We start from the raw sequence: 22832 nt of genomic DNA on the forward strand, positions 1-22832 counted from the left end.
CACAGCGTCGCCGCAGTCGGCGAGTCACGAAAGGAGTTCCGTGTGTCAGTTGAGTTCTAATTGGCGATCGGTCACTAGCTTCCGCCATGACACGATTTCGTCGTGAAGTCGTTTTCCGAAGATCGCCGGCGGTTCGATAGCGATCTTCAAACCTATCTCGTCCATTCTTTTCTGATTCTCCGGGAGCTCGAGAACCTCGGTAATGCCGCGATAGAGCTTGTCGATCACATCGCCGGGGGTGCCGGCAGGCGCAACGAGGCCGTACCAGGTCTCTTGCGTGTAATGGGGGTAGCCCGATTCAACGACGGTCGGCGTCTTCGGCAGCATCGGACTCCGTTCCGAGCCAGTTAACGCAATGGGGGTCACGGAGCCTGAATCGATAAGACCGGCGACCCCTGGTATGCCGATGAACGTCATGTCGATGAAGCCGCCCAAGAGATCCGTAATCACGCCCGCAGCGCCCTTGTAAGGCACGTGCCGCAATGTGATACCGGCGGTCTGGTTGAATAGCTCGATGGCGAGGTGATGCGGAGAGCCGATGCCTACGGAGCCGCAGGTGATCTTGTCCGGATTCTCCTTCGCACGCGCAATCAGCTGTTCAAGCGACGTGATGCCGGACGCCTTGCTGGTAATGATGACGAACGGCAAAGAAGCAATCTTGGCGACGGGGGCGAAACTGCGTTCGACGTCGAACGGCAGCTTTTTGTTCATCGCCGGAAGGATGCTCATGACACTGATGGTCAGCAGGAGCGTATAGCCATCCGGCTTTGCATTTGCGACATGGGCCCCGCCGACGATACCCCCTCCTCCTGATAGTCCGTTCACGATGAATGGTTGGCCCCATTTCTTCTGAAGGCCCTCGCCGATTAGCCGGGCGACCAGGTCGGTCGTTCCGCCCGCCGTGTATTGATGAACCAAAGTCACCAGTCGAGCCGGGTATTTATCCGCTCCTTGCGCGAAGCTTGTCTTGGACAGCGGCGCCAACAGCGAAGATATAGTGAGCGCAAGCGCCGTTCTGCGGTCCAACATCTTTCATCCTCCCGAAATTGGCCCGTTCGCCGGGATTTTGGCGCTTAAGCTTTTTCAAACTTGCGCAAATTGGCTTTGCGGCAGTCGCTGGTTGGAATTCCATCTGGGAAGCGATGCGAGGTATCGAGGTTGAACACCCTTTTGGCATTCTCTCCCAGGATGTTCCGCTTGGCTTGCTCGCTCAAAAAATCAAGGTCCCAGATCGTGCTTGGCAGATCCATGTCCCAGTGCGGATAGTCGGACGAGTACAGGAGCTGTGTTTCCGCATTGATCATCTCGAAGGTGAGCTCCAGCGCCTTGCGATTGTTCACCATCTCCATGGGCTGGGACGAATAGTACATGTCCCGCATGTAGTCGCTCGGCAGCTTCTTCAAAGCGGGCGCTTCCGATGATCTCATCCTGTAATCGTTGTCCAGGCGCTGCATCAGCCAGGGTACCCAGGCAAGGCCGGACTCGATCCAAATCACTTTCAGTTTGGGAAACCGCTCCGGCAGGCCGTTTACGATCCAGTTCGCGCAATGGACTGAATTGAAGAAAGTGAAACCGAGCGCATGAGCGGTCAGAAAGCGATTGCAGTTCGACACCAACTGATCGTTCCAGTGATATGAAGCGTGGAACGAAAGAGGAAGCTCCAATTCCTCCAGCAGCGAGTAGGTCTTCATATACGCGTTGTCATGCACGGGCTTATAGCGCGTGGAGACAACGGTGAATCCTATGACGCCCTTCTTTCCGGCATTCTCCTTGACGACCCGGTACGCCGCTTCCGGATCGTTGAAAGGCAGGTAAAGCATCGAAACCAACCGCGGATTCGACGGAAGGAGGACCTCGGTTATCCAACGGTTGTAGGCGCGGGCAAGCATGACCTCGACGTCCACTTGCGGGTGGAGTCCGAGAAAGAGCATCGGAGTCGGAAACAGGCATGCATAGTCGACGCTCAGCGCATCCATCCATCGGTGGGCCTGAATGGCATCTTTTTCGGCACCCGTCCCGACGATCGACACGTTCTCGCCCTTCCGCGCCATGTAGCGCGTAATCCGGCCGCCGAGGTCCTGATAACCAGGCTGATCATACAGCACACCGTTTGCGCCGCGGTACTTGAATGCATTCAACGCTACTTGGCGGAACGCAGCATCGTCGATGAAGTTCAGAATGGGCTCGAAATTGTCCGTCTCGTAATGGTGACAGTCCACGTCGACAATGAGAACGTCGTCAAGACCGCGCCGGTCGGCCTGACGTCGCGCGTTAGCAAGATGAATACCCGTGTCGTATCCGTCCACCGGAAGGTTGAAATTCGCCTCGCTCGACAGGATTTCCATAGCTCGACCCTTACTTGATGCCGGAGAACGTTTGAAACATTCCGAGTTCGAAAAGCTCCACGCGGGCGCTTTTCAGCAGCATGCTCGCGACGATCAGAACGGCCGTTGCGTTCAATCCGGCATCCGGCGGGACAACCGCGCTTCGATCTCCCTCTTCGAAGCGCTGGACATAGATGTTGAGGGCGGAGCCGATAATTGACTGGAGTGTTTCGTTATCCAGGGCCGCACCGGCCTGCGGCACGAGATCCTTGAGAATTTGGGCAAGAGCAGAAGCGTCTTCCTCAGCCTGAAGGCTTCTTCCGTTATCCGCTCCGGAGATGGTACGCTTAGCCAATGACGACATAGATCTTCCCTTCTTCCTCGCGGACCGCGAATTTGCGGACGCCCTGTTTGCCATCGCCCGCGCAGCGCCCGGTTTCGATGTCGAATTCCCAGCCGTGCCACGGACAAACGAGGTTGATCTTGTCGTCGCTGAATTTCATCCCTTTGAACTTTCGGTCGGAGTCGACGACTTCCTCGACCTTGTGGATCAGCATTCCCTGGCAGACAGGGCCACCTTGATGCGGGCAGACGTTCAGGAAAGCATGCAACCGGCCGGCGATGCGGATGACTCCGATTTCTTGCTCGCCGTAGCTGACGATCCTGCGGGCTGACTCAGGAATCTCTGAGGATGCACCAACCAAAATTTCGCTCATTCATTCTCCTCTCCACGCTACGGACGGTAGCAGGCTCAGTATTCTGGTCAACAAAAATGCATTCCGATCAGTGGAATACTGCAGAACTTATGCGATCGGTCGCGTTAGATGTGGCGAATAGCTGTCGAGATCATCGGCGGCTCTGCATCGAGACCCGCCTGTCACGATGACGAACAATTGCTCCGCCGATTGGGGCGCCGTCGTCGTGGCCCCGGGGTGCAAGTTCTTCTACGACGACGGCACCGACTACACCGACGGTCCCTTGGCCCATGAACGTTGGCACGGGCGGCTCGTACACTTTCGTCAGCGACTAGGCTGCTGGATGCGTTCAGGACATCCTGCTCTCCGCCACCGTGGAACTGCCGAACCAGAACCCGCAAACGGTGACCGCTTCTGAAGCTGCACCGGCGGGCGAATGTCCTGATCCATGTGACCGAGAGCCTCGGCCCGCAGAACAGCGGGGCACGGCATAAGCTCGGCGAACGGAAGGTCCAGTTTGTCACCAAGCCCTAGCCGGCCATCGCCACGAGCGAATCGAAAACGAACGAAGGGCGCCGCCGTGCGGCGCTCTTCGCATTTGAAATCGACACTCGGATCGCCGCGCTCCCGACGGTTCGGGTCCGGCTACAGTCGGTCCGTGCTCGCATCTTTGGCGCCACGATTCACCCGTCGACCGAGCGAGCCAAGGAGCCCGGAGGAAGCTCGATCGCTACATGCGCAGCAAGTACCGCTCGCAGCTCCGCGTTTAACCGCGTCAGCAACGATATCGCTCGAGCGCTGCTCTCCGAAGGCAAAGGTCACACGTTCGAATCGTGTCGGGTGCGGCATTCTTCTTTGTTTTACAACGCGATATGCAGGCTCGTACTGAAGAATCAGCTCTGGCTCATACGAGCGAGTAAGCAGACTCCAAAAACTTCGTAACGGCGAATGCAAATAACTCGGCTACCACCCATGGGTAGCTGAACCCATCCGCGGAATCGCTGTCGACGGATTGTCTCATGGCTTAGTACGCTTCGGCCATTGACTGATTTCTCTTGAAGGCGGCCGCCCTCTCGTGCACCAACCTTTCGACCTCGTCGCGTACACTCACAGATCTTGTTACGCCTCCTACTCCATGGCCGGCGCTCCAGATATCACGCCACATTTTCATGAGGTCCGTATCGCGACTTACGCTGAAACCTTTGTGATTTCCGCCATCGAAAAAGCCCGACTTTTCCAGACTGGCGCGCAGCATGTTTGCCGGGATGCCAGTCAGCTTGTCGGTCGTCACAACGTCGTCAGCGCCGCTTTCGATGAGCATGTCTCGATAGCGTTGATTCGCCTCGCTTTCATGCGTTGCGATGAAAGTAGTGCCCATGAGCACAAAATCCGCTCCCATCATTTCGGCAGCCGCGATCTGCCGTCCTGACGAAAGACCTCCCGCAAGTGCGATCGGACCATCAAAAAATTGGCGAACTTCCGCCAGGAACGAGAATGGATTTAGCCAACCCGTATTGCCACCCGCGCCGGCGCTTAGAAGCACCAATCCGTCGACCCCTGCTGATGCAGCGCGTTTTGCGTGGCGAACCGTCGCGGCATCTGAGAAGACCAGACCACCATAACTATGGATACTGTCTATCAGCCGGTCCGGGCTGCCTACGCTGGATATGGCGATCGGTACCTTATGCTTGATCATCACGTCGACGTCGGCATCGAGTCTCGTATTGCTCGCATGGGCGATAAGATTTACCGCGAATGGAGCCGTCGCTCCTGCAGTTTCCAGCTTCGCGGCAATATCGCTGATCCAGGAGTCGAGGATCTCAGTGGTTCTCGCGTTGAGAGCCGGTATGGACCCAAGAACGCCGTTTGACGACGACGCGACGACAAGGTTTCGACCGGAAACGAGAAACATCGGCGCGACAAAGACTGGCAACTTGAGCTTGGCCTGGAGCCGAGCGGTCACTTGCGGATTGCCATAATTTACCATTTTGATTGCCTTTGCTGAGCAGGTACAATCGAAGGACAAGATTCAGTGCGCGGACTTGACGCGCTTCCTGCGCGCCACGCTTCGGAAAACCAGGCGGTCGACCGTCATGGTCCGGGTTTGTTGCTGCTCTTGAACTGCATTCGCATGCAGTCAGGTAAATCGCGAGAAGTCGGCGCGGCGCTTCTCTTTGAATGCGTTAACCGCTTCTATTGCTTCAGCTCCATGCTGGAGCCGAACCAAATGCTCTATTTCGACCTTTATCGCTTCGCGAACGTCCTCCGCCATTGACCGCTTCATCAGCATTTTCGTCGTTCGCACTGACGTAGGCGGCTGAGCCGCGATTAGCGCCGCCTTCGCTTTGGCAATCTCTTCAACTTGGGCATTGGGAAACACGCCGTTCACGATCCCTAGCTCAAGCGCCGTAGTCGCGCCGAACGCTTCTCCTGTGAGCAGGATTTCGCTCGCGCGATGATGTCCGACCAGCCGGGGCAACAAATAAGACGATGCACACTCCGGACAAACCGCCAACGGCACGAACGGAATTCTGAAGTTTGTATGTGATCCGCAGTAGACGAGATCGCAGTGCAGAAGCATCGTCACGCCGATGCCAACGGCAATGCCGCATGGCACGGCAATGACTGGCTTGCTGCATTCCGCCAAGGCACGCATGAACCGACCATGCGGCCCGTGGGCCCCCTCGACAATGCCGTCGGATAAGTCGTTGCCGGCGGTAAAGCAATCAGCACTCCCCGTCAGGACAACAACCCTGATGGAAGCGTCGGCCTCGGCCCGTTCAAGGGCATCTGCGAGGCATGAATACATCGTGCGAGTGAGCGCGTTTCGCTTTTCCGGTCGGTTCAGTCGGATGGTTAGAGTTCGATCACCGATTTCGGTCAGCACATTGTCCATCATGAGCGGCTCTTTAGTCACAGAAATCCAGCGATTCAGGCAGCGCCGCGTTCGAACACAGCAATGTGGGCGACGGCTTCCTCGAACCCCCAAAGCCCCCCACCATTTTCCTGGACGGCAATCCGGGCATTATTCACCTGGCGCGACCCTGCTTCGCCTCGCAACTGCGCAACGAGTTCGAAGATCTGTCCAATGCCGGTCGCCCCGATCGGATGGCCCTTCGATTCGAGGCCGCCCGATGGGTTGATGGGCACGCGGCCGCCCAACGTTGTGGCCCCACTCTGCGCAAACCTGCCGGCGGCTCCGAGCTCGCACAGCCCGAGATTGGCGCTCTGGATGAGCTCGCCGATCGCGGTGGCGTCATGGACCTCCACCACGTCGACATCCTCGGGCGCTACGCCCGCCTGTTCATAGGCAGCTCTAGCCGTGAGCCGGGTGATATGATTCTCGAGATCATCACCCCCGCGCGCCGTCGCGGAGCGAATGACGCTCGCCCGTACCTTGACCGCGCGAGACGCCTGAACACCCAAACGCTTGAGCGCCGCGCCGGTGCAGATGATGGCGGCCGCAGCGCCGTCAGAAATCGGCGCACACATGGGCAGCGTCAACGGGTAGCAAATGGCGCGCCCCGCCAGGACTTCATCGGCAGTCATTGGCTTACGATACTGTGCTCTTTCGTTGTCGACCGCGTGGGTGTGGTTCTTGGCGGCGACAAAGGCCATTTGCTCCTGGGTGATATCGTGCAAACGCATCAACTGTCGACCAAGAGCGGCGTAGACGTCCATGAAGACACTGTAGGGCCGATCGGACACACTCCCGGGAGGCGGATCGATACCCTGACCGAGAGCAATCAACCGATTCGCATTTTCCTTCGGCGTATGGACATCCCAACCCGAATCGAAGATGGCGAACATCTTCGCCTTGTCCTCGTCGTACATTTTCTCGGCGCCTATTGCGAGGGCGACCTCACCGGCTCCGGCGCGCAGATGGTTCACCGCGAGATTGAACGCGGACGACGCCGTCGCACAGGCGTTTTCCACGTTGAAGACCGGGATTCCATGAAGGCCTTGCGGCAACAGCGCGACCTGCCCGCGGATGCAAGTCTGCCCCTCCATGAACCCTTGGACGGCGTTTCCAAAGAAAGCAGCCTGGATCTCGGATTTGTCGATACCTGCATCGCTCAACGCATCATTCAAAGCCCACGCGACAAGCTGTTTCAGGCTCCTGTCCAAATGTCGACCGAACGGTGTCATCCCGACACCGATGATATAGACGTCTTCCATGTGAATTCCTCTGAATTAGATAGAGCGCCAGTGGCCTTGCCAGAATTGTTCGCGAACCACGCGTCTCAACAGCTTGCCCACGGGACTGCGAGGCAACTCGCTCCAGATCTCCACGCGCTTGGGGGTCTTCATGCCACCGAGGCGTTCGCGACATAGCTCCAATACCTCGTCTTCATTCAAGGCATGGCCCGGCTTGAGCTGGATGACCGCAGTGACGGCCTCTCCCCACTTCTCATGCGGTGCTCCGACAACGATACAGTCCTGAACAGCCGGAATCTCGTAGATGATCTTTTCAATTTCCGACGGGAAGATATTGAACGCGCCGCTAACGATCATGTCCTTCTTGCGATCCACGATCGTGACGAATCCCGCATCGTCCATGATCCCGACATCACCGGTGTGGTGGAAGCCGAACGCACTGACTTCATTCGTAGCTTCCGGATTCTTGTAGTAGCACTGCATGAGGGATGGCATGCTGACCACGATCTCTCCCCGTTGCCCCCTGGGGAGGATATTGCCATCGTCATCCATGATTTCGATGCGGACGTACTCCGCTGCGCGCCCCGCGGAGCGCAAAGCTGACTCGTCGAATGAGCCGTCCTTCAAGATGTAATCTTCGGGCGCCTTGACCGTCACGGGCATATGCGTTTCCGACTGCGCATAGGATTCCCACACGACGGGTCCCAGCAGGGCGACGATCTCCTTGAATTTTTCCGGCGCGATCGGGGCCGCCCCCGTCAGGCACATCTTCACGGATGAGAAATCGGTGCTTTTGACCTTTGGATGCACCAGGAGCACGCCGATCATCGTTGGCGGCATGAACAGGTGCGTGATCCTTTCCTGCTCGATCAGGTGAAGGGCTTTTTCGGCGTCGAAGCCCGACATAATCACATTGGTGCCCGCAGACGGGTAGAACGCCATGGCAAACATTCCGGCGGCGTGCGAAAGCGGAGCTATGGATAGAACGCGCGAGCGCGATTGAATCCTGAATGCCTTTTCCTGGGCAATCAATCCTTGTTCGAGCGTATAATTGGTGTGCACGACGGCTTTCGACGGACCAGTCGTGCCTCCCGTCGGCACAAGACATGCCCGCAGCATCATATCGGGCTTGGAGTACGGAAATTCTTCGAAATTTCCGTCCAGCCAGCTCGCCAAGCTTTCACCCTCGGGGGAATCGGCATCGATGCAGATCCACCTGCGGACCCTGCTGTTGCCGGCCCTCAGTTGTCGCACTTCCTTTTCGTAACGGCTGTTGAAGAAGACCAGCTCGGCGTCCATGAAGTCGAGCACTTCCGCATTGGTTTCGACGGCGTTGCGATCGTGCACGCCAACCCAGGCGAAATCGGCCCGGTTGATCCCCATCTGCAGCATGGAAATGCGGGGGTCGTTCGAGCTGTAGATGCCGATCACTGCACCCGCCGTCAATCCGGGCTCACGGCTCAGAGCCGTCGCAATCGCGTGCGCTGTCCTGCGCGCTTCCGCGTAGGTCACGCGCAGATCCCCGAAGACCGCGAACTCGACGTCGGGATTGGCAAGCGCCGCCTTTTCGAAATGGTCCGATACCCGCACTCTTCCCTCCCAGACGAGGCACTGTTATTGCCCGAACCACCCTTGATCGCGGGGGGCCGCATCGCATGTCCGCTTAGTCTACCGGACCCGTAGCGACGCGAAGCCGGCGAAAACGAGCATCGGACCGCATTTATTACTTGATCGTCTCATTTTCTGACTTAGAAGTCAATCTTGACTGGTTGTTTAGGAACGGAGAACAGCATGGAGCGCCAGACACAGAAGGTGATTTGCGAACGTCGCGGTCACACCCTCATCATAACCATCGACCGCCCTGAAGCCCGCAACGCCGTGGACTATGAGACGTCGCTGCAGATGGAAGCCGCCCTGGATGTGCTTGATGCGGATCGCGAACTTCGCGTGGGCATCATTACAGGGTCGAACAAGACCTTCTCGGCAGGAGCGGACCTCAAAGCGGCCGCCAAAGGGGAGAGCTCGATCACCGATCGTCGCGGCGGCTTCGGTGCTTTTGCCCGCCCCTCGCTCAAGCCCGTGATTGCCGCGGTCGAAGGTTTCGCGGTGGGAGGCGGGTTTGAGCTTTGCTTATCCTGCGATCTCGTCGTCGCGGCGCGAAGCGCAAAATTCGGACTACCGGAGGTGCGCCACAACGTAGTGGCGGTCGGAGGCGCCTTGTTTCGGCTCCCCAAGCGGATCCCCTACAATATTGCCATGGAGATGGCGATCACCGGGCTGTTCAGAAGCGCCGAGGACCTTCACGCTCTCGGCTTCGTCAATCGGCTGGCCGAGGAAGGTCAAGCCTTATCCGTTGCTCTTTCGTTTGCCGAAGAAGTTCTTGCCAATGGTCCGACCGCGGTGTGGGCAAGCCGCGAAATCATGTTTCAGTCCAACAACTGGACCGATTATGCAGCCTGGAACGAGCAGTGGAAGATTGCCCAGGTTGCGCTCGACAGTGAGGATGCAAAGGAAGGCCTGCGAGCGTTCGCCGAAAAGCGCAAACCCCGGTGGAGGGGTCGGTAGATCACGTTTGACGTCAACGCAGCGGCGCTTTGACGTTCGACCGGTTGCGCCGAGGAAGAACCGTGTCCGGCCTCACTCACATGGCGAATGAGAATCCGCCATTGACCGGATAAGTCTGTCCGGTCATCCACGAGCTTGAGTCGCTGGCCAGCAGCGTCACCAGGCCTGAAATGTCTTCGGGACGTCCAAAACGGCGGATGACATAGCGTTCAAGCTGACGTTTCGTCCTCTCGGGAGGCTGCGCCTCGATTACCGGCGCTAGTGTCGGGGTCAGCGTTGCGGCGATCGCAACGCAATTCGCGGTGATATTGTAGCGACCCAAGGTGCGCGCCACAGCCCGCATGAAGCCGGCGGCGCCCGCCTTGCCGCCCGAATAGACCTCGATCCCAGACTCTCCAACTCGTCCCGCGTCGGAGATGATGGTGATTAGCCTGCCGCTCTGCTGCTTGACCATATAGGGCGTCGCAGCGGTCACGCAGGCGATCACACCGAAGAGATTGACACCAAGCCAGCGCTGCCAGTCTTCCGGAGACGTCTCCCAAAATGGCTTCGGCGCAGTACTGGACGGGTTGGCCCCCTCGTTGCCGGCATTGTTCACCAGCACATCCAGCGTGCCGAACTCATCGACGGTGCGGCGCATCATGGCCCTGACCCCGTCGAGGTCGGTCACATCCGCCTGGACAGCGATCGCTTTGCCGCCCGCATCGACGATCTTCTGTGCGACCCGCGTGGCGCGTTCCAGAAAATAATCGTTGACGACGACCTTGGCACCATGAGCCGCGAGCGTCAGCGCAAGTTGACGGCCAACTCCCTGCCCGGCACCGGTAACGACTGCCGCCTTGCCATTCAGATCGAGAATGCTCATCGATGTCTCCCTCCGGAAACTCGCAGCGCCGGCTTGGCGCTCGCTTCCATCGATTTCCAGCACCTGCGATAGATCAAAATTGACTACAAAGTCAATTTTTTAATCTTATACTACATTCCGCGGAAATGGGAAAGGATCGGCTACGGCTGAGGTGGCGCGCGCCTGATCATGTGCGCTTCGGATGAAAGCTCCTGCCTGGGGCGGCAGGCCATCCGGCCTGGTCATCGGGTGCGCAGGGGGTGCGTACCGAGCTGTCAACTTGCTTTACTCAATGATATAAAAGGATTACTTCAAAGTCAGGAGTTTGGGCGATCAGTGACGCGAGCGCTAACGCTGTCGGATTGTCTTCCGATCAAATGGCGGAAGATCCGGCAAGAAGCCGCACTGCCCATAACGAGGAGCTGAGAACGAAGTGCCCCGATGGAAGAACGTCCTTCAAACCAGTGACGAGGTTTATCGCGTCAAGCGGAACGCGGTCCTGCGAGAGGCAACGCGTATCATCGCGAGAAAAGGCTTTCACAACACGTCTCTCGACGACGTCGCCGAAGCCCTTCAGGTCTCGAAAGGCACGCTCTACAACTACGTAACCGACAAGCTCGAGATACTTTTCGAGTGCCACATCATGTCCCTCGACATGGGGTTGCAAGCCGCCGCCTTTGCGGAGAAGCATGGCAGGACGGGTTATGCGAAGCTCCGGCTGAACCTGCGCGCCTATATCCGCTGGCAGAACCAGGCCCTGGGCGCCGGCGGCGTGACGTCGGACGTGACCGCGCTGCGCCCGGCGGATCGACGCAAGGTCATTGCCAGGCGCGACGAGATCGAGGATCGCCTCGTCTCGTTTGTCGAGGAAGGCATGAAAGACGGCTCGATCCGGCGTGTCGATCCAAAACTCGCCGTCTTCACGTTCATGGGAGCGGTGAAGGGAGTTCAGAGTTGGTACTCGCCGAAAGGCCGGCTCGGATTGGGCGAGATCGCGGACGGAATGGTCGATTTGTTGATGCATGGCCTGGGGACGAGCGCAAATCCTGACGATAGCGACCTCGTGGAAATTCCTGCTGATGTCCCCGTTGACGTGTTCGGCGCCGAAACCGCCAGAATGGCGGCCGACGCGTCGATCGCCCTGACAGCCTCCAGAAGCGCCGATATGGGCTCGCCGGAAAAAGCGAGGCGTCGTCAGACCGGCGAACCCCGGTCTGGACTCACCGCAAAGAAAAACCGGCCCTGATTTTGCGGTCGCGTATCCGGCTCGCTATTGCCCGCACGCCGCCTGTTGACTTTTCGTGCATATTAGTGACTCTTGAGTCAGTCCGCGGCGTGATTTCCATTCGCGTCGGTAAAAGACGGATTGCCGGGGACTCCGATCGCTTGGAGGCGAGAAGCAAACGGGGAGCGCACTTCTCAAGCTTCGTCGAGAGCCCGTCAGCTTTTTGCGATGGCTGATGATATGTCGATCCTGCAAGGTTTACGCATCATCGAGATTGCCAGCTTGGGCCCCGCTCCGTTCTGCGGCATGCTTCTTGCGGATTTGGGTGCGGACGTGATTGTCGTCGAGCGCAAGGATGCGGCGACGCCATTGCCGCGCCCGGACTACATTGTGAACCGAGGAAAGCGCTCGATCGCACTGGACTTGAAGCGACCGCAAGCCATCGAAGTGGTATTGCGGCTCGTCGAACGGTCCGATGTGTTGATCGAAGGCATGCGGCCTGGCGTCATGGAGAGGTTGGGCATCGCTCCCGAGGTCTGTCTGGAGCATCGCCCTTCGCTCATCTATGGCCGTATGACGGGGTGGGGACAGTATGGTCCGCTCTCTCACTCGGCGGGGCACGATGGGAACTACACCGCATTGTCGGGCGCTCTCTGGTACGCAAGTCCTCCAGGTGTCGCGCCCGTAGCCCCTCCAACATTGATAGGAGATGTCGGAGGTGGTGCACTCTACCTCGCGATCGGTTTGCTGGCAGGCGTTCTGAAGGCAAGGCAGAGCGGCCGTGGACAGGTCGTCGACGCAGCCATCGTGGACGGCTCTGCGCATATGCTGAACTTGCTACTCAGCGCACTGGCCGCCAGCGACGCGGGCTATGAACGAGGCGTCCATCATTTTGATTGCGGTCCCTCGGTCAATACCTACCGTTGCTCGGACGGTGGTTGGATCATCGTGTCGCCTCTCGAGAGCAAATTCTACGAAGAACTACTCGAACGCATCGGGCTTGCCGGGGACCCCACATTCGAGAACCGGACCGACACCGCGAATTGGCCACTGCAGCGGGCGTTATTGTCGGAGACCTTTGCCAAGCGGACGCGTGCCGAGTGGTGTGCGATACTCGAAGGAACCGACGCTTGCTTCGCCCCGGTAAACGATCCCGCGGAGGCGGCGCGCCACCCGCATATGGCGGCGCGACAGGTATTTGCCGAAGTTGGTGGCGTATTACAGGCCGCTCCGGCCCCGCGCTTTTCTCAAAGCCCTCCAACCGATTGGCGACGAGGCGTGCCGCGTGTTGGCGAGGATACGGAGACGATCCTCCGCGAGACCGGCTATGATGAAGGCAGCATGCGAGAACTGAGATCGTCCGAAGCAATCTAGGCTCGCCTCTTCGCGCGCATGACGGAGTCGGAGGGCCCGCTTCCAGTTGGCCTGCTGCGTCTGCTATCCCCTCGCAAGGTCGCGCCGGTCTCGCCGACATTTGACCGCCTACCGGAGAACACGCACGAACCGCTGCGCGCAGCTCAATGTCCCGCTTGCGAGGCCCTATTGCGGAACAATCTGGACTAACCTTTTGCCGATGGCAGCCCCACGCATCATGCTGATCAGCGCTGAAGGCGCCTGCTCCAGCCCTTGAACGATATCCTCGTGGAAACATATCTCGCCCGCCTGCAACCACGGTGCTACTCGAGTTTGATACGCAGCAAGCTTATGCACGTGGTCGGAAACCATGAATCCGGTCATTGCGATGCGCTTTGCAAACATCGCCTGCATTCCCTTGATACCGCTTTCGTTGACCCCATTATACTCGGATATCATTCCGCATATCGGAAAGCGCGCCCCAACGTTCGCATGGCGCAGTGCAGCCTCGAGCGTACTTCCGCCCACATTATCGAAGTAGACGTCAATGCCCTTCGGACACAGTTCGTGCAGCGCTTTATCCATCGCCCGCGTCCTGTAGTTGAAAGCCGCGTCGAACCGGCATTTCGTCTGGATGAAGGACACCTTGTCGTCGCTGCCAACCGAGCCGACCACACGCGCGCCGGCGCGCTTGGCGAACTGGCCTGCCAACTGACCGACCGCGCCCGCGGCTGAAGAGATGTACACGGTGTCGCCGGGTTGCGGTCGACCCAACTCTATCGCGCCTACCCAAGCGGTGAGGCCCGGCATGCCTAAAGCGGAGATCGCCAGTGTTGGACGGCCGAGTGCCTGGTCAATCAAGTGGAGACCCTCCCCACGCGGTACCACGGTGCGTTCGGCCCACTCCAGGAAGCCCCACACGTAATTGCCTTCGCCGAAGCGCGCGTTTTTCGACTGAAGGACGCGCCCTACAACGCGCGAAGTGAGAGGCTTGCCAACTTCGAAGCTGGGCGCATACGAGGCTTCTTCGTTCATCCGGCCTCGCAAATAGGGGTCCACCGACAACCAGACTGCCTGGACGAGCACGTCTTCCGCTCCACAGGACGGCTCTTCACGAGCTTCGATCCGGAAGCAGGATTCATCGACCCATCCTGTCGGACGCTTGGCAAGCAGAACATGTGCGTTCGTACGACCTGGCTGCGCCATCTTTTCGCTCCTTTTGATGTTTTCGTCGACGATGGTACGTCCCTGCGCATGGCTCTTGCCGATCAGGCCTCAATCGACAGACGTCCATATCGCCCATCAACCTGCGCCCCTCAGGAGATCATGTCCATGCATGACCGCAAGTGTCTGCGCGGTGACGCCGGCGCTTTCATCGGAGAGAAAGAATAGCGCCGCGTTGGCAATGGCTGCTGCGGCGGCTCGGCTGCCAGGCGCCATGCGATCATGGTCGAAGTGAGCGTAAGCGTCGGAGCCAAAGCAGAGCGGCGCGCATTGAGGGCCGGAATAGACGAGATTTGCTCGAATAGAGCGCGAGGCCACTTCCTCAGCGATGCTTCGCATAAGTCCGACGGTGGCCGCTCCGACCGTGTCATACGCCGTCCTCTTCCGGCCCGTCCCAGGGCCGGTCATCGAGGCGGTGAAGACGACCGAACCGCCGTCCCTGAAATTGGGTAGCGCTTCGCGGCAACATAGCATCGGGCCACGTACATTCAGATCGAAAATGCGGGTCCATTCCTGCGCATCGAGTTGTTGATCATGCTCGAGGTTACCTCCGCCCGTGGCATTCAATACCAGCCCGTCAAGGCCGCCTCCCAAGGCTTTGCACGCTTCGCGCATCATCCAGCCTGCGTCGGCCTCAAAGGCGAGATCGGCTCCGATGGCGTACACATCTCCTCCATCACTCTGGATCCGGTCGACCGTCTCCATGGCAACTTGCTCGTCGGCACCGGCAATAGCGACCCGCGCGCCTTCGCGGGCAAACAGAAGACCCATTGCCACTTCTGTGCGAGCCGCGGCAGACTCGACGTCGTGCCGTTCGGTTTTGACGACAAGCACGCGGCGCCCCTCCAGTCGTCCCGGCCTGGGATCAGCGACGTTCGATGGTAGCAAGTTCAACACGCCAACCTCGCTATCGGGAAGCACAGATCGTCAGGCGCAACTCTCCTATCGACGGCCTGGACGAGCGATCGAGGAAAGGGCTGCAACAGCGATGATATGAATAAATTGACTTCCGAGTCAATTTATTATATCTGCGTTACATATTGCCGCGCAACGAGCAACGAGCAGAGAAGGTTCTGGATGCTGCCCCCCGCTTTGAAGGGTCGTTTGCGACTCCCCGCCATAGCTTCGCCGATGTTCCTGGTCTCGGGCGTTGACCTGGTAGTCGCGACCAGCCGCGCCGGATTGGTAGGAAGCTTTCCAAGCCTCAATCAGCGCACCTCCGAGGGATGCGAGGCCTGGCTGAAGGCTATCCGATCGCGCCTTACGGACGCTGATGCGCCTTGGGCGATACAGTTCGCGGTTCATCACACGCATAAGCGCATGGAGGAAGACATCGCGCTGACCGTCAAGTATCAGGTGCCTATTTTGATCAGCGCCATAGGAATAACGAGAGAGGCGACGGACGCCGTGCACTCATATGGAGGTCTTATCTTTCACGATGCAATAAATGTACGGCACGCAAAGAAGGCGCTCGACGCAAATGTGGATGGGATAATCGCCGTGTGCGCTGGTGCCGGCGGCCATTCGGGCACGTATAATCCATTTGCCTTCATCGGCGAATTGAAACCCCTCTTGGGCGACAAGGCGCTTATCCTTTCCGGCTGTATCGGTGACGGTCATTCCCTTGCGGGCGCGATAGCTGCTGGCGCGGACCTCGGATACATGGGCACTCGCTTCGTAAACACCAAGGAGAGCATCGCAACCGAGCGTATGAAGCAGCTGGTGATCGAATCCGACATCCGGGACGTCGTATATTCCTCTGAAATCGATGGCCTCGGAGCCAACTGGCTGAGACAAACGCTTCCGGACAAGCCGGTTGGCAGTGACAAGCCGGGCGCCAGTCTCGCGGAGTTGCTATCTGACCATAAGCGCTGGCGCGATATTCTGAGCGCCGGACAGGGCGTCGGATCGATAAACGACATTCCGACAGTTGCTGAGTTGGTCGAGAGAACCGAGCATGAGTATTTCTCGGCCGCGGAGCGACTTCAGGTAGACCGAGCCTCCCACAGTCACAACGGAAACGTTCGGACCGCAGGGTCAAGTCTTTCCGATACTTGGACAGTTGAATTGTCGCGGTAGTGCGCGAGCCGCACGATCGCACTTGACGTTTGTTGAAAACAATAGGGAATCGAAAGGGAGAAACGCCATGGATCGACGCACTCTACTCTTGCTTGCGGCGGCTACTGCTCTTGGAGTCAATAGACGTGCGTCGGCTTCGGAGACGCCGGGTGTTACTTCGACCGAAATCAAGATCGGCAACACGGCGCCCTACAGCGGGCCCGCATCGGCGTTCGGCGTGATCGGCCAAGCACTGAGCGCATACTTCCGGCAGGTAAACGACAACGGAGGCATTTCAGGACGCAAAATCAACTTCATCTCGCTCGACGATGCCTACAGTCCGCCCAAGACGGTCGAGCAAACGCGGCGCCTCGTCGAGAGCGATGAGGTAGCATTCGTACTCAACGGGATCGGCAGCGCCCCGCAGTTGGCCGTTCAGCGATACATGAACCAGCGGAAAGTGCCGCAGTTGTTTGTCGGCGCCGGTGTCGATAGGTGGAGCCAACCGGACGCGCTTCCGTGGTCGATCGGGTGGCAGCCCACCTTCCGTACCGAGGCATCAATCTACGCGCGGTATATCGATGCCGAGAGACCGAATGGACGGGTCGCCATGCTGCACTCGTCGGAGGATGCCGGCAAGGATTACGTTGCGGGACTGAGGTCGGTATGGGGAGGCAACTTCGATAAGAAGGTAGCCCGATTGGCAACGTACGAAACGCAAGACCCCACAGTCGAGAGTCAGATCGTCTCATTGCACGCCTCTGGAGCCGATGTTCTGGTAATTACGGCAACGCCCAAATACGTGGCCCAGGCGATCAGAAAGATCTATGAACTGAAATGGAAGCCATTGACGTTGATCACCAACACAGGGATTTCCGTTGCGGCTGTGATCAACCCTGTGGGACCCGAGAAGGCAGTAGGCGTCGTTTCTACCGGCTATCTGAAGGACAACGGCGATCCCGCCTGGAAGGATGACCCCGGCATGAACGCATTTCGCAGGTTTATGAAGCAATATATGCCAAATGCGGATTTGGGTGATTCGAACTATGTTTTCGCCTATAGCGTGGCCGAGACCGCGCTGCATGTTCTCAAGCAGTGCGACGGCAATTTTTCGCGTGAGAACATCATGAAGGAGGCAGCGAACATTCGCAATTTGGCGCTCTCGTGCTTGCTTCCTGGCATTATGGTCAACACCGACTCGAAAAATTTCCGTCCGATACGACAAATGCAACTTCAAAGGTGGACCGGCACGCATTGGGAGCGCTTCGGCAATCTAATCGACGGGTCAGCCACGTAATCACTGAGCAACCGCAACTTGGTAAATGCGAGGAGATTTGCCAGCCCATCTGCCAATTCTCCCCCGCGTCGCAAACCTCGTCTTCCCCCCTGTCGGGGAAGTTTCGGTATATGTCCAGAACGAGTCGTCTATTTGAACTGATCAACATGATGCGCGCAAGCAAGGTGCCCGTTAACGCAGCCATCTTGGCGAGTTTGATGGCTTTATCGATCTCGGTTTCTGCACCAGCGGCTCCGGATCCGGCTCAACGAGGAACATCAGTCATGACTAATCACGAAGCTTGGAAAATATACGAGAAATATCTAACCGCATGGAATACAACTTCGATTGAGCGGCGCTTGAAAATCGCCAACGAAGTTTTGAGCGAGAACATAGAGTATCAGACTGCACGACATGATCTGTGCACCGGTCGAGCGCAAGTCATCGAAGATATGGCCACGTTCCATGAGAGGTTCCCAGGAGGCCATTTTGAAATAGGCGGCGTCTCCGCGCACCATAATGTGGCTTTATTGACTTGGATCATCATTCAGGCCGATGGCAAGGAGTTCGCCCGCGGCGGCGACCAAATCACCGTCGATCGCAATGGAAAGATCTCGAAAATTACGACCTTTGCGCCATCTGCAAAAGATCCGAATTAGGCTCCATGAACCTTGCATTTGAGTTTACTCATGTTGCGTTTCAGATTGGAGTAGCAGCAATTGCTGATATTGCGCTGCAACCTCTGAAGCGTATCGACAGTCTGACGTAACGCGGAGTTTGATCGCCACACGATCGAAATAAGCGGTCGCGCGGCACCTGAAATACAGCAGATTTCCCGCAGGTGGTTCGCTTCAAACGCGTTCGGAATTGCGGCCGCAGCAGAATTGCAAGAGGCCGACGCTCTCAAGGCTTGCACCGGGTACTCTTCGTAAGCGATTTTGCAGGTGATCAGCCAGATGCCGAACGCGATCGCCGTCCGGCCAACCGCACCAGTTTCGCACCAGAAACGCCATAAACGAAGCGCAACAAACGCGATCGAGATCAAACGAAATCCAGCAAAATCAACGAAACTGATCGATATTCTGCCGCTCATAACGGTCTGGTTGCAGGTTCGAGTCCTGCCGGGCCCACCAGCCTTCTACGGCTCGGCAAGCCATCCTGCGATCATCAACGGGAAAGACAGCCGCAAGGCCGACGTGGTTCGCGGTCCCAACCAAAATATCGAAAACAACCCCATGCAAAGTAGCAATGGTCGCTGGCATGGATGCTTGCAATCCCGCGAGAACATTTTGACACGTCGGGCAAATCAGGGGCACTATTCAATGATCGCGCAATTTGAAAAACGCCCATGGGCCTGCCCGACAACGGGCTCTTCGGCGCGATTGCAGGCAAAAATCCTTACCCACAACTGAATTGCCCCGACCTCCTTCAATCGGGGTTGAGCCAAGTCTCTCAAAAAAGCATGAGCGGCTCAGCAACAACTTAGCCCTGCCAGGGCAGCGAGTACGTCCGGACGTTGGTGAACCCTTTCATGGCCTCCACAACTCCCTCCTTGTAGCCCTGCCCGGAGTCCTTGATGCCGCCGAACGGCGACATCTCGGTGCGATAGCCCGGCACCTCCCACACGTTCACGGTGCCGACCTCAAGTTCGTTGATGAAGCGCGTAATGTAATCGAGGCGATTTGTGCAAACTCCGGAAGACAGCCCGTAGGCTGTCGAATTGGAAATGCGGATCACCTCTGCGATGTCGTTCGGACAGCGAATCATCGGGATCACTGGTCCAAACGTCTCCTCATGCACGAGTTCGCAATCGTACGGCACGCGGTCGACGACGGTTGGGGCATAGAGGGCGCCCTGGCGATCGTTGCCGTGAAGCAGCTCGGCGCCCTTCGTCACCGCGTCATTGACACGGTTCTCGAACAGCACAGCGGATCGCTCATTGATGACCGTGCCAACATCGGTCTCCGGATCGGCCGGGTCGCCGCATTTCAGCTTCCTGGCCTTTTCGAGCACGCATTTCGAGAATTCATCGGCGATCTTATCGACGACGAGAATGCGCTTCACCGCCGTGCAGCGCTGGCCCGAATTCTTGGTCGCGCCTTGCACGGCGAGTTCGGCTGCCTTGTCGAGGTCGGCGTCCTCCATGACGATCAGCGGATCGTTGCCGCCGAGTTCGAGCACGATACGCTTGTAGCCTGCGGTGCGGGCGATGTGCTTGCCGACCCGAACGGAGCCCGTGAAAGTAACCAGGTCTGCGTCCGGATCCGTGATCATCGCATCACCCATCGTGGACGGATTACCCGTGACCACGGAGAGCATCTCAGGCGGCAGTCCCGCTTCGTAGAGCACGTCCGCGAGTGCAAGTGCGGTCAGCGGAGTCAGCTCAGTCGGTTTGAGAACGACCCGGTTGTTCGTTGCGATCGCAGGCGCGAGCTTGTGGCTCACCATGTTGAGCGGATGATTGAATGGCGTGATCGCCGAGATGACGCCCAGCAACGGGGTCCGCAGCGTGTGGATACGGCGCGCCTTGCCGTTCGGCGAGATGTCGCAGGCATAAGACTCGCCGTCGTCCTTGACCGCGAGTTGTGCGGCGAACGACCAGACGTCGTAGGCGCGCGTCGACTCGTAGATCGCGTCCTTCCAGCAGAGGCCGGACTCCGCGGATATGATACGCGCGAAGGATGCGCGCCGACCGCGCAGCAGTTCAGCAGCCTTCTGCAGAATTTGCTGACGCTCGAAGCGCGACAGTTTTGGCTTGAACGCTTTCGCCTTGCCAAACGCTTCGCGCACGTGTTCGGGGCGCGCTGCCGGCACGGTGCCGACGAGCGACCCGTCGTAGGGATTGCGGACCTCGATCACATCGTCGGTCGTGACGTGTTTGCCGGCAATGCGCAACGCCTCTCGCTTTGCCGCGTAACTGAAAGGCACGTTCATAGCATCGATCCTCAGGCTACGAGATTCAACGCGACGTCGAAGACGTCGAAATTGCGGAGCGTACGGCCGGCAGGAACCACGATCTTTCGATTCGCGATCATCGGCACGGTCTGCTCCGTGAGACCGCCGTGCGAACGCAGCGGCTCAGTTAGTCCCGACAGATCATGCTTGGCGGCGGAGGTGCCGAGCACCTTGTGTTTCGACGACAGCACGACGACGTCGCCAATACGGTCGGCCGGAAGCTCGAACCGCTTGCACGCCTCTTCCGCCGGGATCGCAACCTCGACCCCCGCGATAGTCTTGATGTGATCGAGCACGGCTTGCCGCTTGTCGTTATCGACGTAGACAGTCGCGAATGAGCCGAGCGCACCATGATGCGCGACGTACGGGTCTGTGATCGGCAGAATCACGCGCGTCATCCCGGCACCGAATTTCCCGTCAAGGATCTCCTGCAGGTAGATGACGTCCGGCTCGCCGTTTGCCAGATGTTTGTCGTTCATGCCGTGATCGGCGGTCATCACCAGCACGCAGCCCAGCGCATCGAGCTCTCCGACGTAGCGGTCGAACATCTTGTAGAAGCTGTCGGCGATCGCAGAACCCGGCGCCGCCTTGTGCTGCACGTAGTCCGTGGTCGAAAGATACATCACGTCCGGCCGGAAGGTCTTTAGCAGCTTGACGCCGGCCGCGAAGACGAACTCCGACAGATCGGCCGAATAGACTTCCGGCAATTTCATGCCGACGAATTCGAGCACGTTTTCGATGCCGTTTTCGGCCATGTTGGCCTTGTCGGCCTTCTCCGACGAGAACGCGATGGCGGTCCCCTTTTGGAAGTCGAGGCCCTTCCCCAGCAGCGTGCGCAACTTGTCCTTCGCGGTCACCATGGCGACCTTGCTGCCGGCCTTCTGGAACTCGGCGAGGATCGTGGGTGCGCGCAGGAAGCGGGCGTCGTTCATCATTACTTCCTGCTTTGCCTCGCGGTCATAGAAGAAGTTGCCGGCGATGCCGTGCACGGCCGGCGGTCGGCCGGTGATGATCGACAGGTTGTTCGGGTTTGTGAAACTCGGGATCACCGACAGCGCGAGCGTGTTCGTGCCGGTCTTCAGTATCCGTTCGAGGTTGGGGCAGAGTCCCTTCTCGATAGCGCGCTCGATATAGCCGGGCTCGGAACCGTCGATACAAATGACGACGGTCGGGGTATTGGGGACGCGATAGCTGCGGCCATTCGTCGTCACGGAAGCGGGAGTACGTGTGAGCATGGCTCTTCCTTTCCAGTGTTGCGCCACGCGGTGACGCTCTAAGGGGGACCTTTTTCCCGGCAATACCGAGAGGCGGATAAAGTGGCCGGCAATGTTCGGTGCCGGCCGAGTTGCGTCAGCGGATCATCGAGCGGACGCGGGAGGAAAGGAGGTCGGTGACCAACACCATCGCAAGGATGACCAGGATGCAGGTCGCCGTGTCCTGATATTGGAACAGCTTCATCGAGGACACGAGTTCGAAACCGATGCCGCCCGCGCCGACCATGCCGAGCACGGTGGATTGGCGCACGTTGGTCTCGAGACGGTAGAAGATGGTACCGAGCCAGGCTGGCAGCACTTGCGGCAGCACGCCGAAGAAGAAGGTCTTGAACGGGCCGGCGGCCGCCGAGCGGAACGCTTCGAGCGGACCTTCGTCGATGTCTTCCATGGCTTCGGCAAAGAACTTGCCCAGCATACCCGCGCCGTGGATGGCGAGAGCGAGCACGCCGGCGAACGGGCCGAGGCCGATGGCGGCGACGAAGATCAGCGCCAGGATAATCTCGTTGATGCCGCGCATGCAGTTCAGCACTTGGCGGGTGAAGTGATAAATCGCCGGATGCGGTGAAAGGTTGCGAGCCGCAAAAAAGCTGATCGGCAGCGAGATCGCCACGCCGAGCAACGTTCCCCAGATCGCGACCTGCAGGCTTTCCAGCGCGGGCCGCCAGAGCTTCTCAATGAACTCAGGATTCGGCGGCATCATGCGGACCAGAAAGTCCCACATATAAGGGATGCCGTTCCAGAGATTGGCCGCGTTGATCTGCGATCCGACTGCAGCCCAATAGAGGAAGCCCACGATCACCAGACCGAGGACGCCGGTGCCCCACCAGCCGAAGCGGCCCTGAGGCGGACGAAGAACGAGTTGGTAGCTGGACATGGTCGTC

Annotated in this window: 21 protein-coding genes; 7 read left to right on the forward strand and 14 right to left on the reverse strand. The window is 58.6% G+C overall.

What is annotated here, in order from left to right; genetic code table 11:
• Positions 1–45: 45 nt before the first annotated feature.
• From V1294_RS26555 to V1294_RS26590, 8 genes are all read right to left on the reverse strand, one after another.
• The gene (locus tag V1294_RS26555) at positions 46–1029 is read right to left on the reverse strand and encodes a Bug family tripartite tricarboxylate transporter substrate binding protein (RefSeq protein WP_334501248.1); all 984 of its coding nucleotides are present in this window, start codon (positions 1027–1029) and stop codon (positions 46–48) included.
• A gap of 44 nt (positions 1030–1073) precedes the next feature.
• Positions 1074–2345 (reverse strand): amidohydrolase family protein, encoded by a 1272-nt coding sequence (locus V1294_RS26560; protein WP_334501250.1) that lies wholly within the window; start codon positions 2343–2345, stop codon positions 1074–1076.
• 10 nt (positions 2346–2355) lie between these two features.
• Positions 2356–2688, reverse strand: a complete 333-nt coding sequence (locus V1294_RS26565; RefSeq protein WP_334501252.1) for a hypothetical protein — start codon at positions 2686–2688, stop codon at positions 2356–2358.
• Positions 2672–3040, reverse strand: coding sequence for a Rieske (2Fe-2S) protein (locus V1294_RS26570; RefSeq protein WP_334501254.1), 369 nt, complete (start codon positions 3038–3040; stop codon positions 2672–2674). Before V1294_RS26570 ends, V1294_RS26565 begins: the two co-directional genes overlap by 17 nt.
• A 1003-nt stretch (positions 3041–4043) precedes the next feature.
• Positions 4044–5006 carry an NAD(P)H-dependent flavin oxidoreductase gene (locus V1294_RS26575; RefSeq protein WP_334501256.1) on the reverse strand — a complete coding sequence of 321 codons (963 nt, stop codon included), beginning with the start codon at positions 5004–5006 and terminating at the stop codon, positions 4044–4046.
• Between the two features lie 150 nt (positions 5007–5156).
• Positions 5157–5918 (reverse strand): enoyl-CoA hydratase, encoded by a 762-nt coding sequence (locus V1294_RS26580; RefSeq protein ID WP_334501258.1) that lies wholly within the window; start codon positions 5916–5918, stop codon positions 5157–5159.
• 32 nt (positions 5919–5950) lie between these two features.
• Complete coding sequence (locus V1294_RS26585) at positions 5951–7198, reverse strand: thiolase family protein (protein WP_334501259.1); 1248 nt, start codon at positions 7196–7198, stop codon at positions 5951–5953.
• A 15-nt stretch (positions 7199–7213) separates the two neighbouring features.
• Positions 7214–8767 carry a class I adenylate-forming enzyme family protein gene (locus tag V1294_RS26590; RefSeq protein ID WP_334501260.1) on the reverse strand — a complete coding sequence of 518 codons (1554 nt, stop codon included), beginning with the start codon at positions 8765–8767 and terminating at the stop codon, positions 7214–7216.
• 201 nt (positions 8768–8968) lie between these two features.
• On the opposite strand from V1294_RS26590, the gene V1294_RS26595 reads away from it, so the two are divergent.
• A complete protein-coding gene (locus V1294_RS26595) occupies positions 8969–9742 on the forward strand; it encodes a crotonase/enoyl-CoA hydratase family protein (RefSeq protein WP_334501261.1) in 774 nt (257 codons plus the stop codon).
• A 76-nt stretch (positions 9743–9818) separates the two neighbouring features.
• On the opposite strand, the gene V1294_RS26600 is transcribed toward V1294_RS26595, so the two are convergent.
• A complete protein-coding gene (locus V1294_RS26600; protein ID WP_334501262.1) occupies positions 9819–10607 on the reverse strand; it encodes an SDR family NAD(P)-dependent oxidoreductase in 789 nt (262 codons plus the stop codon).
• A gap of 412 nt (positions 10608–11019) precedes the next feature.
• Here V1294_RS26600 and V1294_RS26605 point away from each other — a divergent pair, with 412 nt between their 5' ends.
• The gene (locus tag V1294_RS26605) at positions 11020–11832 is read left to right on the forward strand and encodes a TetR/AcrR family transcriptional regulator (protein ID WP_334501263.1); all 813 of its coding nucleotides are present in this window, start codon (positions 11020–11022) and stop codon (positions 11830–11832) included.
• 219 nt (positions 11833–12051) lie between these two features.
• On the forward strand, positions 12052–13185 hold the full coding sequence (locus V1294_RS26610; protein WP_334501264.1) for a CaiB/BaiF CoA transferase family protein: 1134 nt from the start codon (positions 12052–12054) through the stop codon (positions 13183–13185).
• A 165-nt stretch (positions 13186–13350) separates the two neighbouring features.
• Here the strand turns inward: V1294_RS26610 and V1294_RS26615 are convergent, their stop codons facing one another.
• Positions 13351–14370, reverse strand: coding sequence for an NADP-dependent oxidoreductase (locus tag V1294_RS26615; RefSeq protein WP_334501266.1), 1020 nt, complete (start codon positions 14368–14370; stop codon positions 13351–13353).
• 96 nt (positions 14371–14466) lie between these two features.
• The gene (locus tag V1294_RS26620; RefSeq protein WP_334501267.1) at positions 14467–15222 is read right to left on the reverse strand and encodes an SDR family NAD(P)-dependent oxidoreductase; all 756 of its coding nucleotides are present in this window, start codon (positions 15220–15222) and stop codon (positions 14467–14469) included.
• Positions 15223–15381: 159 nt separating this feature from the next.
• Between V1294_RS26620 and V1294_RS26625 the strand changes: the two genes are divergently transcribed.
• The 4 genes from V1294_RS26625 (at position 15382) to V1294_RS26640 (ending at position 19134) form a co-directional block, all read left to right on the forward strand.
• On the forward strand, positions 15382–16467 hold the full coding sequence (locus tag V1294_RS26625; RefSeq protein ID WP_334501268.1) for an NAD(P)H-dependent flavin oxidoreductase: 1086 nt from the start codon (positions 15382–15384) through the stop codon (positions 16465–16467).
• A 67-nt stretch (positions 16468–16534) separates the two neighbouring features.
• Positions 16535–17743 (forward strand): ABC transporter substrate-binding protein, encoded by a 1209-nt coding sequence (locus V1294_RS26630; RefSeq protein ID WP_334501270.1) that lies wholly within the window; start codon positions 16535–16537, stop codon positions 17741–17743.
• A 110-nt stretch (positions 17744–17853) separates the two neighbouring features.
• Positions 17854–18381, forward strand: coding sequence for a nuclear transport factor 2 family protein (locus V1294_RS26635; protein ID WP_334501271.1), 528 nt, complete (start codon positions 17854–17856; stop codon positions 18379–18381).
• Between the two features lie 285 nt (positions 18382–18666).
• Positions 18667–19134, forward strand: a complete 468-nt coding sequence (locus tag V1294_RS26640; protein WP_334501272.1) for a hypothetical protein — start codon at positions 18667–18669, stop codon at positions 19132–19134.
• Between the two features lie 70 nt (positions 19135–19204).
• Here the strand turns inward: V1294_RS26640 and phnY are convergent, their stop codons facing one another.
• The 3 genes from phnY to phnE all read right to left on the reverse strand — a co-directional run bounded on the left by phnY (position 19205) and on the right by phnE (position 22825).
• Complete coding sequence (phnY, locus tag V1294_RS26645) at positions 19205–20656, reverse strand: phosphonoacetaldehyde dehydrogenase (RefSeq protein WP_334501273.1); 1452 nt, start codon at positions 20654–20656, stop codon at positions 19205–19207.
• Positions 20657–20667: 11 nt separating this feature from the next.
• Positions 20668–21912, reverse strand: a complete 1245-nt coding sequence (gene phnA / locus V1294_RS26650) for a phosphonoacetate hydrolase (RefSeq protein WP_334484879.1) — start codon at positions 21910–21912, stop codon at positions 20668–20670.
• Between the two features lie 115 nt (positions 21913–22027).
• Positions 22028–22825 carry a phosphonate ABC transporter, permease protein PhnE gene (gene phnE, locus V1294_RS26655; RefSeq protein ID WP_334373389.1) on the reverse strand — a complete coding sequence of 266 codons (798 nt, stop codon included), beginning with the start codon at positions 22823–22825 and terminating at the stop codon, positions 22028–22030.
• Between the last annotated feature and the right edge of the window lie 7 nt (positions 22826–22832).

The organism is Bradyrhizobium sp. AZCC 1678, from assembly GCF_036924765.1.
In the GTDB taxonomy this organism is placed as follows: domain Bacteria; phylum Pseudomonadota; class Alphaproteobacteria; order Rhizobiales; family Xanthobacteraceae; genus Bradyrhizobium; species Bradyrhizobium algeriense.